General features: G+C 70.1%; 10 protein-coding genes. 1 reads left to right on the forward strand and 9 read right to left on the reverse strand.

Going from position 1 to position 14,052, the window contains the following annotated elements; genetic code table 11:
- From HV824_RS00665 to HV824_RS00690, 6 genes are all read right to left on the reverse strand, one after another.
- Positions 1 to 2,433 (reverse strand): cation-translocating P-type ATPase, encoded by a 2,433-nt coding sequence (locus HV824_RS00665; RefSeq protein ID WP_176422426.1) that lies wholly within the window; start codon positions 2,431 to 2,433, stop codon positions 1 to 3.
- 38 nt (positions 2,434 to 2,471) lie between these two features.
- Positions 2,472 to 3,050: an HMA2 domain-containing protein gene (locus HV824_RS00670; RefSeq protein WP_176415068.1), complete on the reverse strand. Its 579-nt coding sequence runs from the start codon at positions 3,048 to 3,050 to the stop codon at positions 2,472 to 2,474.
- Complete coding sequence (locus HV824_RS00675) at positions 3,047 to 3,319, reverse strand: hypothetical protein (protein WP_176415069.1); 273 nt, start codon at positions 3,317 to 3,319, stop codon at positions 3,047 to 3,049. The genes HV824_RS00670 and HV824_RS00675 overlap by 4 nt, the downstream gene beginning before the upstream one ends.
- Positions 3,316 to 4,533, reverse strand: coding sequence for a hypothetical protein (locus HV824_RS00680; RefSeq protein WP_176422427.1), 1,218 nt, complete (start codon positions 4,531 to 4,533; stop codon positions 3,316 to 3,318). Before HV824_RS00680 ends, HV824_RS00675 begins: the two co-directional genes overlap by 4 nt.
- Positions 4,534 to 4,705: 172 nt before the next feature.
- On the reverse strand, positions 4,706 to 5,263 hold the full coding sequence (locus HV824_RS00685) for a hypothetical protein (RefSeq protein ID WP_176415071.1): 558 nt from the start codon (positions 5,261 to 5,263) through the stop codon (positions 4,706 to 4,708).
- A gap of 53 nt (positions 5,264 to 5,316) precedes the next feature.
- Positions 5,317 to 6,231 carry a glycoside hydrolase family protein gene (locus HV824_RS00690; protein ID WP_176415072.1) on the reverse strand — a complete coding sequence of 305 codons (915 nt, stop codon included), beginning with the start codon at positions 6,229 to 6,231 and terminating at the stop codon, positions 5,317 to 5,319.
- Positions 6,232 to 6,423: 192 nt separating this feature from the next.
- Here HV824_RS00690 and HV824_RS00695 point away from each other — a divergent pair, with 192 nt between their 5' ends.
- Positions 6,424 to 7,332 (forward strand): serine protease, encoded by a 909-nt coding sequence (locus HV824_RS00695; protein WP_255207634.1) that lies wholly within the window; start codon positions 6,424 to 6,426, stop codon positions 7,330 to 7,332.
- A 60-nt stretch (positions 7,333 to 7,392) separates the two neighbouring features.
- On the opposite strand, the gene HV824_RS00700 is transcribed toward HV824_RS00695, so the two are convergent.
- The 3 genes from HV824_RS00700 to HV824_RS00710 are packed head-to-tail and all read right to left on the reverse strand — an operon-like array spanning position 7,393 to position 13,884.
- Entirely contained in the window at positions 7,393 to 10,326 is a 2,934-nt protein-coding gene (locus tag HV824_RS00700) for a helicase-related protein (RefSeq protein WP_255207635.1), read from the reverse strand.
- Positions 10,313 to 12,508, reverse strand: a complete 2,196-nt coding sequence (locus tag HV824_RS00705) for a hypothetical protein (RefSeq protein WP_255207636.1) — start codon at positions 12,506 to 12,508, stop codon at positions 10,313 to 10,315. Before HV824_RS00705 ends, HV824_RS00700 begins: the two co-directional genes overlap by 14 nt.
- Complete coding sequence (locus HV824_RS00710; protein WP_255207637.1) at positions 12,505 to 13,884, reverse strand: hypothetical protein; 1,380 nt, start codon at positions 13,882 to 13,884, stop codon at positions 12,505 to 12,507. Before HV824_RS00710 ends, HV824_RS00705 begins: the two co-directional genes overlap by 4 nt.
- Between the last annotated feature and the right edge of the window lie 168 nt (positions 13,885 to 14,052).

Consider the following 14,052-nt stretch of genomic DNA (forward strand, 5'->3'; position numbering starts at 1 on the left):
TCAGTGGGTGTTGGCGTCCTCGCGCCGGGCTTCGCGCGCCTGGCGGAACAGCGGCGCCAGCGCGGCGAAGCCCGCCACCACCGTGGAGCCGTTGTTGACCACGGCGGCGGCGACAGGCGGCAGCCACCCCAGCGCCGCGAGCACCATGGCCACGGCGTTGGGCACCAGCACCAGCCCGAGCCCCCGGTGCACGCGGGCCAGGGTGTCGCGGCCCGCGTCGAACGCCAGCAACAGGTCCTCGAGGCTGCCACGCAGCAGCACCACGTCCGCCGTCTCCAACGCCACGTCCGTCGCGCCCCGCAGGGAGATGCCGACGTCAGCGAGCGCGAGCGCCGGGGCGTCATTGATGCCGTCCCCCACCATGGCCACGATGCGTCCCTGGCGCCGGAGCGCGCGCACATGCGTGGCCTTGTCCTCGGGGAGCAGCTCCGCGATGGCCTCGTCCACGCCCAGCCGGCTCCCGACCTCCGCCACCCGGGCCGGAGCGTCCCCGGACAGCAGCACGATGCGCCGACGCCCGTTCTCCTTCAGGGCATGGACCACGCCCGCGCTCTCCGGCCGCAGCGTCTCCACGTAGCGGATGCACCCGGCCAGCGCCCCATCCACGGTGACCCACAGGCTGGAGACCTCGCGCGGCACGGACCGGACCAGCGCCGCGCCCGCGTCCGTCACGTCCACACCTTGCTGCTGCATCCAACGCGCGCTGCCCACACAGACGCGGCGCCCGTTCACCTGGGCGCAGACGCCTCGCCCCAGGACGACCTCCTCCAGGCCCGCCTCGGGCCGCGGCACCTCCACGCCCTGCGCCTGGGCATGCCGGCGCACCGCCTCCGCCACGGGGTGGGACTGGCGCAGCTCGGCCGCGGCGCTCAGCGACAACACCTGGCGCGCATCCCAGCCCCGCGCGGGGATGACGTCCACCACCTCCGGGACCCCCAACGTCAGCGTGCCCGTCTTGTCGAAGACGATGGTGTCCGCCTGGGCCAGCCGCTCCAGGTACTGGGCCCCCTTGATGAGGATGCCCTGACGCGCCGCGAGCGTCATCGCCACCAGCGCGCTCGCGGGCACGACGATGCGGACCCCCGTCCCGAAATCCGTGATGAGGATGCTGATGGGCCGTGACGCCTCGCGCGTCCACAGCCCCGTCGCCGCGGCGAGCCCGAAGGTCGGCAGCACGACGCCATTCGCCACCGAGTCCACCTTCGCCTGCAGCGTCATGGGCTTGGCGCCCGCCCCTTCCAGGATGTGGAGAATCTTGGCCGCCGTGGTCTCCACGCCCGCGCGCACCACGCGCACCCGGAGGCTGCCCTCGCCCACCACGGACGCGGCCAGCACGCGGTCTCCCGCCTCGCGCACGCGGGGCTCCGACTCGCCCGTGAGCGCCTTCTCATCCACCCATGCGGTGCCAGAAAGCACCGTCCCGTCGGCGGGCACGCTCTCCCCCGTGTGCACGACGATGAGGTCGCCCTCCTTGAGCCGGTCCGCCCGGACCTGCTCCACCTCTCCGTCCACCCGCAGCCGCCAGGCGTACAGCACCTCCAACCGCATCAACCGGGAGATGGCGGACCGGGCGCGGTCCGCGCTGCGCTCAATCAGCAAGTCACCAATGCCCAGCAGGGAGGTGATGAGCGCCGCCGTCCGCACCTGCCCCGTGGCCAGGGACACGCCCACCGCCACCAGGTCGAGCAGGTCCACGGTGATGCGCCGCTCCGCGACGGCCTGGAAGGCGCGCTGGGCCAGCGGCAGGCTCGTCAACGCGACGCCCGCGGTCAACATGGGCATGGGCGCCGCGTTCACCACGCACGCGGCGAGCACCGCCGAATTGAAGGCGGTGGCGGCCCACTCCCGCCGGGGCGGCTCGGGCGCGGCGGGCCAGGTGGACGGCTCGCTCGTGCGCAGGGCCGCCATCAACTGGCTGGCGCTGAGCATCTCCGGGTCGAAGCTCACCACCAGCGAATGGATGGCCGGCGACGCGCTCGCCTTGTGCACGCCCGGCAGCGTCGCGGCCCAGGCCGCCAGCTTGAGGATGTCGTCGTCCTCCAGCCCTCTGGCGCGCAGCCGCACGCGTCCGGGCAGCGCGTGTTGCACCTCCACCTGGAACGGCTTGAGCGGATGCTGGTGCAACGTGAAGACGAAGTCCCGCACCCGCAGCGCGAACGCGCCCGGAAGGCGCGACGCCTCCTGGTAGTGCACCTTGACCAGGCCCGTGCTGCGCTGACACGTGGCCACCTGGACTTCGGGGCGGGACTCCAACCAGCCGAGCACCTGGCGCAGCGTCTTGGAGTCCTCCGCCGCGCCCCGGATAAGGAGCCGGCCCGGAGCCACGTCCGTGACGTGGACCGACACGGGCCGCTGATGCCCATCCAGGGCCTCGTGCGCGCGCCCCTTGAAGCCGCGCGCCATGCCACTCAGGAACTCCACCTCCGCCCGCATGAACGCCCCCCCGAGCTGAATGCAGTGCCACCGCGGCCTCACGCGTGGGGCCGGAAGGCCACCGTCCCACTGACGCGCGCGGCGTCTTCCAGTTCCTGCTCTCGGACGCCGTCACGGAACACGCTGTAGGCCCAGTACAGCGCGTTGTCCCAGCGCGGCAGCCAGCCCTTCTGCGACGGGTTCACCACCAGCGAGTAGAGGCCCGTGGCCGTCAGCACCACGGGAATCAGCTCGTAGAGGCTCGCCCCCGTCACCTCACGGGCCAGTCCGTCCAGCCACCGGGCGCCACTCACCACATGCTCGGCGGGGGCTTTGCGCGACTTCGCCATGAACTTGGCGTCGACGATGCCGTCCAGGTCCGCCGTGTCGACGATGGCCGCCAGCAGCGACTCCACGTCGGCCGCTTCCGGGCTGTATTCGATGAGCAAGCTGCCCGTGAGTGGAGAATGGACGGTGCTGAACACCCCTTGCGTCTCCCCCAGCTCACCGCGCACGCGGTCCGCGAGGGCCGAGTCCGCTTGGAAGCAGCGCGCGCGTACACGAAGCCGGCCGGGGGAGTGGTGCACGAGCAACAACCACTCCCCTTCAATGGCGCCCGAGTCCGGGTCGAGCCTCATGCGTGCCCCTCCCGGCTGTCCGCGACGGGCCGCGCCCCACTGTCCGCCGCACGCCGGCCATGGGCCTGATGGAGGTTCGCTCGCGAGCGCGCCTCCGCCAGCAGGTCGGAGAGGAACTCGCGCTCGGTGGCGATGACCCGCCGCGTCCATCCCACCAGGTCGAACGCCGCCGTCGCCACGGTGACGACCGCGCCGCGCGAGTTGTCGACGGTGCTCCGGGCCATCCAGCCGGTGGCCACGCCCGCCAGGAAGGCCACCGTCGTCTTCATAGGGCCCCCGGAGCGCCGTGGGCGTCAGCGCCCAGCCCGGCACCACGGGACACCGGCATCCGCTCGTCGCGGGACTCGGCCAGGTCGCCCCACGGCGCAAGCACGACACCATGGGCCCGGAGCTGCTTCAGCAGGGCCTGCACCCGCTCGCGACGCGGCGGGCGGTTGAGCGCGGCGGCGGCCTGCCGCAGCAGCAGCCACTCCGCGTTCGACATGGACAGGTCCACCGCGACAAGCACCTCCAGCGCGTGCAGGAAGGCATCCCGCGCGGCCTCGGGCACCTCGTGGAGACGCTCGACCCACTGCGCCTCATCTTCTCCCAGGCGCTCCAGGACCCGCTTGCGCGCCGCAGACGGGCTGCTGCGCAGCAGGTGCGCCAGCATGACCGTCTCCTCGGCTCGCAGCACCCCATCCGTTCCAAACAGGCACCAGGCGCCTTCGATGAGCAGCTCCAGGCACCGCGCGTCCACGGCCCGGACGGCGGAGAACGCATCGTCCACGGCGCGGCGGTAGCGTGCGTACTCCACCGCCGCATGTCCGAGCTGCCGGGTGCGCCGCCAGCTGGTGACAGAGGAGGTGACGACGCTGGCGAAGGGAAGGAGGTTTCGCAGCACGCTCTCCCCCATCAAGCGGTTGCCCAACTTCCGCTCCGCCGCCTCCGTGTCCTCGGTCAGCATCCGGCCCACGAGCCCCGCACCGCCGCGGTCCGCGTCCTCCCGCACCTCCGAGCCCGAGGTGATGGCGTGCAGGTGGAGCAGATCCCACGGGTCATCCGGATCGATGCGCACGCCGAACGCGGACGCCACGTCACACATCATCCGGGCCTGGATGAGCGAGCGCAGCATCGTGTCCAGCCCCATGGCGGCTCCGGCCACGGGAACGGCCACGAGCGCACCCACGAAGCCGGTGTCCAGGGTGAACACGGCGGCGCTGGTGGAGATCCCCGCGGCGCTCGCCCCCACCAGCGCCGCTTCATTGCTGGCGCGCCGGATGAGGGCCTCCGTCTCGGAGGCACGGACGGTGGACGAGGTACCGGCGCGCCGCGCCTCGTAGTGCCGCACATAGGCGGTCAGCAGGCGGGCGTGCCACGCGCCCGAACGGAGGTCCTCGAAGCGCAGCTCACGCCCGAGCTTCTCGGCGAAGTCTCGCAGCGGGTGCAGCGCGGCCGCGGGCATCGCGGCGTCTTCCGGGTGGAATGGAGTGGTTCGTGTCATGGGCATGAGTGCGAAGCAGCCGCGCGCGCCAGACCTGGAGGGCGCGACACGGCTGGTGGGGGTGCATCCGAGCTGGGCTTCCAGGAATCGGCGCACTCAAGCTAGGGGGATTCGGGGGCCGGGAGAACCGGTCCCGCGGGGCAACACCCGCGCCGCCGGGTTGACGGAGGCCTCAGCGAGCGGTGATGGCGGCCCGGGCCGTGCGCAGGAGCTCGGTGAGCTCGACACGCGCCCGCGCCTTCGCCGCCGGGTCCTCCGCGGCCTCACCTCGCTGCTCCAACAGGGCCGTCACCATGGCGCCCGCGGCGGCCTTGGCGCGAGCCCAGGGATTCGTCTCCGTGTCCCCTTCGTTCGTCGTCACCGCGGCCCAGACTTCACACAGGTGGCTGGCGGCGTCCGCGAACGCGGCGACGGCCGGCTTCCGTTCGAGGATGGACGCGTTGCGCAGGTCCCCCAGCCTCCCCGCGATGACGTGCCCCTGGCGCGGTGCCTCACCGCGGGCCTGGGCGAAGAGGTCCGCGGCGGCGGCACTTCCCTCGACGCGCGTCGCGGCCTGTCGCAGCCACTCCGTGCAGACCTGAAAGGCCGTGGGCTCGGGAAACCGCGCCGTCAGCCAGCCCAGCAAGGGATAGAGGTGCTCGGAGCGTTGCCAGGCCTCGTCCACGGAGCCGAAGGCCAGACCCGACTTCTGGAACATGCCGAGCAGGAACACATCAGGGGATTCACTCATCGCGGCGCCCACTCTCTCCCCTCGGTGGGCGCGGAACAACCCCGAACGTGGCCCTATGGCGCGCTGGTGGGCAGTGACACGTAGTGCTCACCCAGCTCGGTCAAAGTGCCCGCGGCGCCGAGCAGGCTCGCGAAGCACGGGTCATTCGTCCACCGCCCCGTGAACCACGCGTAGCGGAACACGTCCTCGCGCCGCTCGCAGACGGCCACCATCTCCGTCATCTGCACCCGCTGCTTGGCGACCGAGTCAATCTGCGCGCCATCCGGCTGGCTGTGGCAGTTGGCGAACTCGGTGACCCAGAACGGCTTGCCGTACTTCGTGAGCCGGTCCAGGTGGTGCTCCAGGCCATAGTCGTACCAGTGGAACCCGAGGTAATCGATGTGCGGGTCGCGGTTCCCGTTGGCTGCGCGATAGGCGGAATAGAAGGCGTCCAGCCAGACGACAGGGTCTCCATGGCCCGGCATGGTGCCCCAGTTCATCGCCGGCCCTACCAGCTTCACGCCGGTGTTCTGGGCGACACGCTCATACCGGGGCCACAGCTCCGCCGCGGCCCGCGGCGACATGTTGGCCTGGTCGGTGAGGTTGGGCTCGTTGAGCAGCAGCAGGTACTGGATGCGCGGGTTCGCCCGGAGGATGGACTCGATGTGCGCCGCGTCGAAGTTCCCGTTCCAGAGCATGGGAATGAAGTCCATGCCGTAGCGCGTCTGGAAATCCGCGGGCACGCCCGGATGCGGCGTGGGGCTCCAGTTGTACCACCAGCTCACGCCGGGAGCGACGGCCGCCAGGTCCTCGGGCGTCGAGAGGTCGAAGGCGATTCCCCGCTTCGAACTCTTCGTTGTGATGACGCCGGCGTCGGGCACCTCGGCGCCGGCGTCTGGCTTTGGACCTGGCTTTGGCGCATCCCCGGTGCATCCCACGACGAGCGCGGCGAGCATCACGATGAAGCCGCCGATGATGTTCATTCCCATGGCGCGGCATCCTATCCCGCCCCACGCTCTTCAAGACGGCGTGACTGACGCGTCAAGCGCCTCCACTTGACGTGTCAGGACGCGCGCCAGGCCTGCTGTCGCGCGGCTAAGGCCTTGACTCGGTTGGGCAGCCACCCGGTACGTGACTTGCTGATGCCCTCCGCACTTGAAGCGGAGGATGCATTGCGATTCATGAGCGGAGCGGTCGTCACGGTGGGTCTTCTGGGGTGCGGTGGTCCGGAGCTGGAGCGGGACCCGGTCGATGCGGTCGGCCGCCGGGACCAGGAGATTGTGGGAGGAATCGAGGCTCGGCCTCACTCCCACCCCTGGATTGTCAGCTTGCAGCAATTCAACAGCCACTTCTGTGGTGGCGCCCTCGTGCGGGTCGGCGCCAAGGAAGAGAGCGATATCGTTCTCACCGCTGCCCATTGTGTCTACGACGGGCTGTCCGGCGCCACCGCCGTCGCAGGGGCTCATGACCTGGGCCGTCCCAGCACGGGACACGTCACGGTCCGGGTGGAGCGGGCTGTCTACCACCCACGGTACAATCCAGACACGACGATGAACGACATCGCCGTTCTCAAGCTCGAACAGCCCATCAAGTTCAACCAGGCCGTTGCCGGTGCCTGCGGTCAGTCATCCACCATGCGCCCCAGTCAGGCCCCGAAGTACGCCTCTGGAGGCAAACGCGCACCTGTCTGCCTCCCTGCCAGCGGGGAGCGGGTTCCAGACAACACGGCAACGACTGTCGCGGGCTGGGGCCTGACACAGGAGGAAGGGAATGTCTCCCCTCTCTTGATGCAGGTGAACGTCCCCACCCTCAATCATCGGTCCGTGGCCAATTACTACCGCCCCCATGGAATCTCCATCAACGAGCAGGCGATGCTCGGGGCTGGGTACGCGGCAGGAGGCAAGGACGCATGCCAAGGGGACAGCGGAGGACCGCTCGTCGTACCGGGCCCCCAAGGGTACGTGCTCCAGGGAATCGTGAGCTTTGGCGTGGGCTGCGCGAGGCCGGGGCTGCCCGGCATCTATGCGCGGGTCTCCAATTACATCCCTTGGATCAACACGCAGATCAGGAACCTCAGCGCCGTCAGGTAGGGGGCGCGCGAGGGCTCCGGCAGGCCCTCGCGGCGTCCACAGGAAAGGCTCCGCCTTGAATCAGCCCGCGCTTGGAGGACGAGCCTTCGCGACGGGCCCCAGCTCCACGCGGAGCGCCTGCGCGAAGGCCTCTGGCAACGGCTTCGGTGGCTCGTCCGCCAGACCGTATTCCTCGATGCGGGGCGCCGAGCCCAGGAGGAACTCCAGCCAGCGCTCACGCAGCCGGACTGTTCGCTCAAGACGCTCGTCGATGGTGTTGGCAATCAACGGCAGGTGAACATCCAGGGTGGTGTCCGGCTGTCGCGCCCGCAACCGCTGGACGAGCGATCCCAGCCGGTCGACGCGCCCCACGCGCTGCTCGAGCTGCGCGGGGTTCCACGCCAGGTCGTGGTGAACCACCCGGCGGCAATGGTGATGCAGGTCCAGCCCCTCCTGCATGACCTCGTTGGCCACGAGCACCATCGGGTACAGGGGCGTGTTGAACGCCTCACGGAGCCGCTCCCGGCTCACACCCTCCACGGTGTGACGGACAAGCGCACCCGCGCGAACAGCGTCATCGAGCACCTCGCGCCGCCGCTCCTCGTCGAGCTTCCCCGCATAGGCCAGGAAGCGCTTCAGCAACTCGAACCAGGGCCGTCCCCGAGGCGTGGTCCAGAAGCGGTCCACCACTGGCGACAGCGCCCGGGACTCCACCGCCTCCACGTCAACGCCCTGCTCCCTGGCGAAGGCCAGCAGGTCCGGGAGGAACGGGACGTTGCGCGCGACGAGATAGCTGGCGAGCCGCTCAACGGTGCGGACCCGCAGCTCGGGAGGCACCTCGAGCAAGGGGGCCTTGAGATAGGACCAGAGATGCTCGCGGCGAAGCACGAGCGCCGCGTCCCCGGCGCCAATCGACCAGGACGGCGTCCTGTCTCCCTCGGCGGAGTCCTCGACGTCGTCGGCGACCAGGTCGAAGCCGAGCGCCACGAAGCGCGCGTCCGTCAGGCGCCGCAGCACCTCCGGGTCGACATCCCCCGCCAACACGCCGTCTCGCACGAAGAGGGCCACGGCCTGCTCGACACAGCGCTTGACCAGGGACCAGTCCATCCGCTCCGCTTGCGTCTTCGAGACGCGCTGCTGGCGCAGAAGCTCGTTCGCCCGCGCGATGACGCGCTCGAGGTGGGCCCCCTCTACCGACACGCCCTCCAACAGCGTTCCGACGTACCGCTCCCGCAGCGCGAGATAGAGCGCATCCTGGGCGCGGCCGAACCGGTCTCGCAGGCGCGAGTGATGCCCATCCACCCGCTTGCCGTCCACCTCGTGCTCGAAGATGTCGCCGTGGCTCGCGGCCGGATACACCTTCCTCCATCGCTCCAGCAGCAGCTTCTCCCACTCCGCCTCGATTCTCCGCTTCAGCTCGTGGAGCGTCTCGATGCGGGCGCAGAAGATGAGCGTCTTCTCGTCGCGGGCGACGGCCTCCAGCGCGTCCTGCACGACGTGGTCCACCTTCGGGTGGCCCCCCTGCTCCCCGCTCAGCGCCCCCAACACGCTCCGCAAGAGGCCGCGGTAGGCCTCGGTGTCGCCGCCGAGCAGTGCCTGCCGCTCCCCGGAGAGCAGCGCCCCCTCACGCGCGGCCCCATAGGAAGAGACCATGTTGATCTGCACCGCCGCCTTGTGGGTGCGGCTCTTCTCCCGGAAGAGCTCCGCGATGAACCGCTCGTAGAGCATGAAGGGAACGCCCTCCCCTCCCTGGGCGCGCAGCCTGGGGCGGTGGCTCCTGCGGTAGACGCGCTTGTCCTCCCGGAGGCTCCGAATCATCCATCGCCGGAAGCCTGGCTCGATGCGCTCCGACTTCAGGGCCAAGAGCCGGCGCGCGCACCGCACCACCGCCCGCAGCGAGGCATCCGCCGGCTCCTCCTCGAGCCGAGGGTCCCTGGAGAACAACGCGCCGAAGTCCGAGATGGCGGCCTCGTCCGCTTGCGACCAGACACGCTCGAGTTCGCCATAGGCCTGCTTGTAGTCCCCCACGTCGTCCAACAAGCGCTGGGCCTGCTCCAGCAGGTCGGCAGGCGCGGACCGGGCCAGGGCGAAGAGTGAGAGCACCTGCTTCAGCTCGTCGACGGCGAGTTGGAACGGCGTGGCAGTGAGGAACAAGGCCTTGTCGAAGCGCCCCTCGAAGATGGTGCGCACCCCGGTGGCCCGCACGGAGTCCACGTTCTTCAGCCTGTGGGCCTCGTCGACGATGAGCAGGTCGAAGTCGGGGATGAGCTGCCCCACCAGACGGAAGCGCAGGTCCATCAGCGCGTCATCAACCCGCCGCTGGTTCGCGAAGCCATCGTAGGCCTCGCGCTTCCAGAGCGCGTCGAGTGAGCCGTCTCCCGCCCCCTGTCTGTGCCGTCTCAGCGTCGCCCGGACATGGGGCCTGATGACCGACCACTCGAAGGTATCGAGGAACGGCTGCTGCTCGATGTCCACACGCGCCACCGCGCCCTCCCGGTAGCGACGGAAGATGGCCGCCACCTGATTGCCGGCGAGGCCCTGTGCATCCGCCCACAACGACAGCAGCCAGGCCTGGTCCGCCAGGGAGCGACTCCCCGCGAAGATGTTCACGGGCGCGATGGTGATTCGCGTCTCGCGGGCGGTCGCGACGAGCTCGGCCAGGGTGCTCGCGGCCTTGGATTGCCCGGCGAAGCCCCGGTACATGGGGCGGCTGACGTCACTGAAGGCGCGCAGCTCCTTGGCCCACTTCATATTGAGGTCGGGCCCCGGGGTGAGAATCAGCGCCCGGGCCTCCGGCATCAGATGCAGCCGGGCCGCCAGGACGCCGAGCGCCTCATACGTCTTCCCCATCCCCACTTCGTCCGCGAGCACGACGCCTGGCTGGTCGTCGAACAGCTCCAGCGCGCGGAGGACGGTGTCCTCCTGTCGCTCGATGTCACGCAGGGGCACCGTTGAATCGGCCCTTGCATCCAGGCGAAGGAAGCCCCGCAACCAGGTCCGCTCACGTCTTTCCATGGGTGCCCTCGAGCCCGTAGAACCGCACCACACCGTCCAGCCACCCGGCACCTCGCGGCCGCAACCGCGTCAGGTCCGCGCGCAGCAGGGTCCGCAGCTCCGCGAGCAGCGCCTGCTTCGACTCCAAATCGGCGCTCTCTGGCAACACGAACTGCTCCAGCTCGCGCAGCAGCTCGCAGCCGTAGACCCAGATCTCGTCATCGGACACGGAGTCCCGAGGCAGGTCGCGCAGGCGCTCCCAGAGCGTCCGGGCCCCCGTCGGTCCCAGCAGCCGATAACGGAACGCGGAGACCGTCGTCGCGGCGAGCAGGTCCTCCTTCAGCCCCCACCAGGCCTTGAAGACATCCGTGGGGCCAAAGCCCTCGCCAAACACCGTGTCCAGGACGGAGTCGACTCCCGCCACGCCTCGCTGTTCGCGCAGGGTCGACAGCCGCTCCGCGCCCACGCGCCGGCCCAGCAGCGCCAGCAACTCCCGGACGCCCAGTCCCGCCAGGTGGGCACTCGTGGGCAGCATCGCGAGGTCCGCGACGCGGATGGGGACCAGCCACTTCCGCCCCGCCGCGCGGAACTCCAGCTCGGCGCCCGCCGCGGCCAGGTCGAAGTCGGAGAGCACCACCGGAGCCGCGCCCGGCCCCACGCCCTTCGCGAGCTCCCGGTCCAGGTACCACCAGGACCAGGCCCCCAGGCCCGCTGGCCCCTGCTGACTCCAGGTGACGGTCAACGTGCGGGCGGCCGCGTCATGGACGACGTCCTCGAGCCACGCCGAGAAGTCGATGTCGGCCGCGGGCGCCTCGCGCTCCTCGAAGCGCGCCGACTCGAAGGGCGCGCACACCAGCGAAGGCAGCAGCTCCGGCAGGCGCACCTCTCCGTCCAGGCAGAGCAGGACGCCCGCCTCGACATTGCCCCCCTGCTCCACCCCAGACGAGAGCGCGGCGTCGGAGGCGTTGGCGGACCCGACGAGCGCATAGGTCAGCGTCCTGCCTGCGCTCGTCACCGTGAGAAGGAAGAGCTTGGCATGCAGGGGGCGGCGGCTCGCGCGCCCGGAGGGTGTCAGCGTCGCCGTCGGATGGAGCCAGAGGTGGACCTCGTGCTCGCGGACGATGCGCTCGAGGATTCGCCTCGGCGCATGGACCGTCGGGGGCTCCACGGGCCACATTCGCCCCTCGGCGATTTCATGCTCGAACGCCTCGCGCTCGTGCCGCCCGGGCCGCCCGGAGCCGAGCTGGACCTCCACACGTTTCGCCGTGACGCGCTTGAGCCCGAAGTACTCCAGGCGCTCGATGCGCTCGCCGTCGACCTCCTCGCGATAGCGCGAGGCCCACAGCCGCCCTTCGCCCTCCGCGAGCACGGGCAGTGCCCCGCGAATGGGAGGGGCGAGGGGTGCGTCCTCCCAGGGCACGCCAAGGTCCAGCGGAGGCGGACTCCCTGGGCGAAGCGCGAGCAGCTTGGAGAGCACCGACGAAAGCCCCTTCGTGTCATTCGCGATGTCGAGGTCATCCTGTTCGAAGAACGGGGACAGGATGCCCACGCGAGTGACTCGCGCGTCCTCGGGGAGCGCCTCGCCCAACTGGTCCAGCATGGACGCGCTGAAGGTGTCCACGAAGAGCGCCTCCGTCGGCGCGTGGCCGCTGGGGGGCGGCGTGCCGGCGATTCTCGACACGAGCGCGGAGCGGACCAGCGTCAACTGGGTCCCCGGGTGGGTCGCGAGCGCCGCGCAGCTCCGGAGGAACCCGTCCACCGTCCGGAGGAACGCCGCGTCGACGGGGACGTCGTAGCGCAACGTGCGCGTGAAGAAGAGCTCGGCGTTCTGCTCGTGGCCCGGCCTGGTGGCATTGCCCGAGCCCACGGCGACGCGCGCCTCCTTGTCGTACAGCACCAGGATGACCTTTGGGTGGAAAGTCCGCTCCCGGATGAGCTGGAGGTCATACGGCAGGCGACGGCCACCCCGGCGGACATGGGCGTCGACGAAGCAGGCCACCGGTGTCTCGCGGAGCGCCGCGCGGGCCTCTTCGTGGTAGCGGACAGCCTCCTCCTCCGGGTCCCCTTGCAAGCGCAGCAACGCACGCAGGATGCGGTCCTCGAAGTAGGAAGGGTCGAACGTGTAGGAGCAGAAGACGGCTCCCAGGCAGGGCTGCTCGGAGACGAGGACCTGCTCGATGAGCCTCCGGGATTCGAGCATCATGAGGCACCTTCCGGAGCATCCAGCTCCCGGTTCATGGGCAGCCGTCCCAGGTCAGTCAGCAACGTGCGGACCACATCCAGCTTGAACGCCGGGAAGCGGGCCGCCTCCGGACGCGCGGTGTACGACGTGACGACGAGCACGAGCTTGCCGGCCTCGTTGCGAATCCAGCCTTCGCCGCGGCGCCGCTCGCGCTGGACATCGGAGTGATAGGCCAGCAGCAGGTCGAGCGCCGCGAGCGAATCCCCCTCCACCAGCGCCTCGACCAATCTCAGAAAGGCGGCGCCATGCATGGGCAGGCGCCGGATCGCGCCGACGCTCGGTGAGGACAGCAGCGCCGCGCATGCGCCCTTCAGCGACTCGAGCGTCCGCGCATCGAGGGCCTCGCGCCCGATGCGCTCGCGGGGGGCGACCCAGCCGGCGCCATCCAGACAGGCATAGACCCGGTCGAAGGCCCCGACGAGCTCCTGCATCACCTCACCGAAGCGACGCGCCGTCAGCAGGAGCGCCAGGATCTCATCTGAGAGCTGCCCCAACCGGCCCGCCAGCGCCGCATCAAGGATGTCTCGCGGAGCAGAGAGCCCGGCCTTCGCGGCCGACTCGACCAACTTGCTCATCGCGAACGAGTGCGGGTCCCGTGCATGTACAAAGAGGGCCTCGAACAACCGGTGCTGCTGCGCGGTGCGCTCCCGCTCGACCAGGGAGGTCAGACGGCTGAACCGCCCCACTTGAGCCAGCGTCAGCCGCCCATGGGTCCGCGCGATGTGCGGCGACTTCCTGTCCAACGCCTGCAGCGCGTACTCCTCGTATCGTCCCCAGTGTCTGTTCTCCGAGGGCTCGTCCCAGAACGCATCGATGAGCGCCAGCGCGCCCGGGCCCGGCCGCAGGGAGCCCTCGATGACGAGCCCGGAGCGCCGCAGCGGCGCCAGGTAGGCACCCAGGTTTCCCAGCTCCTGCTGACGGGAGATGAGCTGGAAGTCGAGTGGCAGGCTCGACGCTCCGGAGCGCCACGCATTGCGGGCACCTCGCACGCCCCGCATGGAATCCCAATCGCCCCGAGGAAGCTGGCCTTCTCTGAACTCCAGCGTGGCCAGGGCCCAGAAGCGCTCCCAGCGCTCGAAGAGCTCGCGCCGCACCTCGTCCGTCGCGGGGTAGGAATGGTGCTCGATGGCCCGCTCCACGAGTTGCAATCCATAGAGCACCATGGCGTAGGCCTGGGCCCTGCTGGAGCGCGTCGTCAGCGTGGGCAACCCCCAGAGCCCCACCTGCTGCGAGACATAGTCGAGCGCGAGCGGGTCTTCGGAGGTCAGCTCGGGGTTCTCCGCGGGCGGCGCCACCCAACAGAGGGCATCAACGGGATTCTCCAACGGCGTGAGCATGGGCATTCACGCGCAGGCTCGCATCTCGACGCCGTGCTGGAAAGACAGGGGACCTACCACCCGGGGAGTATGGCCGCGCGCCATCGGAGACCACACCGGTCCATGACGCAGTGGTCCATGACGCAGTGGCCCATGAAGACGCTTCGAGAAGCCGTGTCTTGGAAATGT

Origin of the sequence: Myxococcus sp. AM009 (assembly GCF_013372605.1) — a bacterium.
Classification (GTDB): Bacteria; Myxococcota; Myxococcia; order Myxococcales; family Myxococcaceae; genus Myxococcus; species Myxococcus vastator.

Coding starts and splice junctions, on each gene's coding strand:
- HV824_RS00665 (WP_176422426.1), bottom strand. CDS start 2,433: ATGCGGGCGGAGGTGGAGTTCCTGAGTGGCATGGCGCGCGGCTTCAAG.
- HV824_RS00670 (WP_176415068.1), bottom strand. CDS start 3,050: ATGAGGCTCGACCCGGACTCGGGCGCCATTGAAGGGGAGTGGTTGTTG.
- HV824_RS00675 (WP_176415069.1), bottom strand. CDS start 3,319: ATGAAGACGACGGTGGCCTTCCTGGCGGGCGTGGCCACCGGCTGGATG.
- HV824_RS00680 (WP_176422427.1), bottom strand. CDS start 4,533: ATGACACGAACCACTCCATTCCACCCGGAAGACGCCGCGATGCCCGCG.
- HV824_RS00685 (WP_176415071.1), bottom strand. CDS start 5,263: ATGAGTGAATCCCCTGATGTGTTCCTGCTCGGCATGTTCCAGAAGTCG.
- HV824_RS00690 (WP_176415072.1), bottom strand. CDS start 6,231: ATGGGAATGAACATCATCGGCGGCTTCATCGTGATGCTCGCCGCGCTC.
- HV824_RS00695 (WP_255207634.1), top strand. CDS start 6,424: ATGAGCGGAGCGGTCGTCACGGTGGGTCTTCTGGGGTGCGGTGGTCCG.
- HV824_RS00700 (WP_255207635.1), bottom strand. CDS start 10,326: ATGGAAAGACGTGAGCGGACCTGGTTGCGGGGCTTCCTTCGCCTGGAT.
- HV824_RS00705 (WP_255207636.1), bottom strand. CDS start 12,508: ATGATGCTCGAATCCCGGAGGCTCATCGAGCAGGTCCTCGTCTCCGAG.
- HV824_RS00710 (WP_255207637.1), bottom strand. CDS start 13,884: ATGCTCACGCCGTTGGAGAATCCCGTTGATGCCCTCTGTTGGGTGGCG.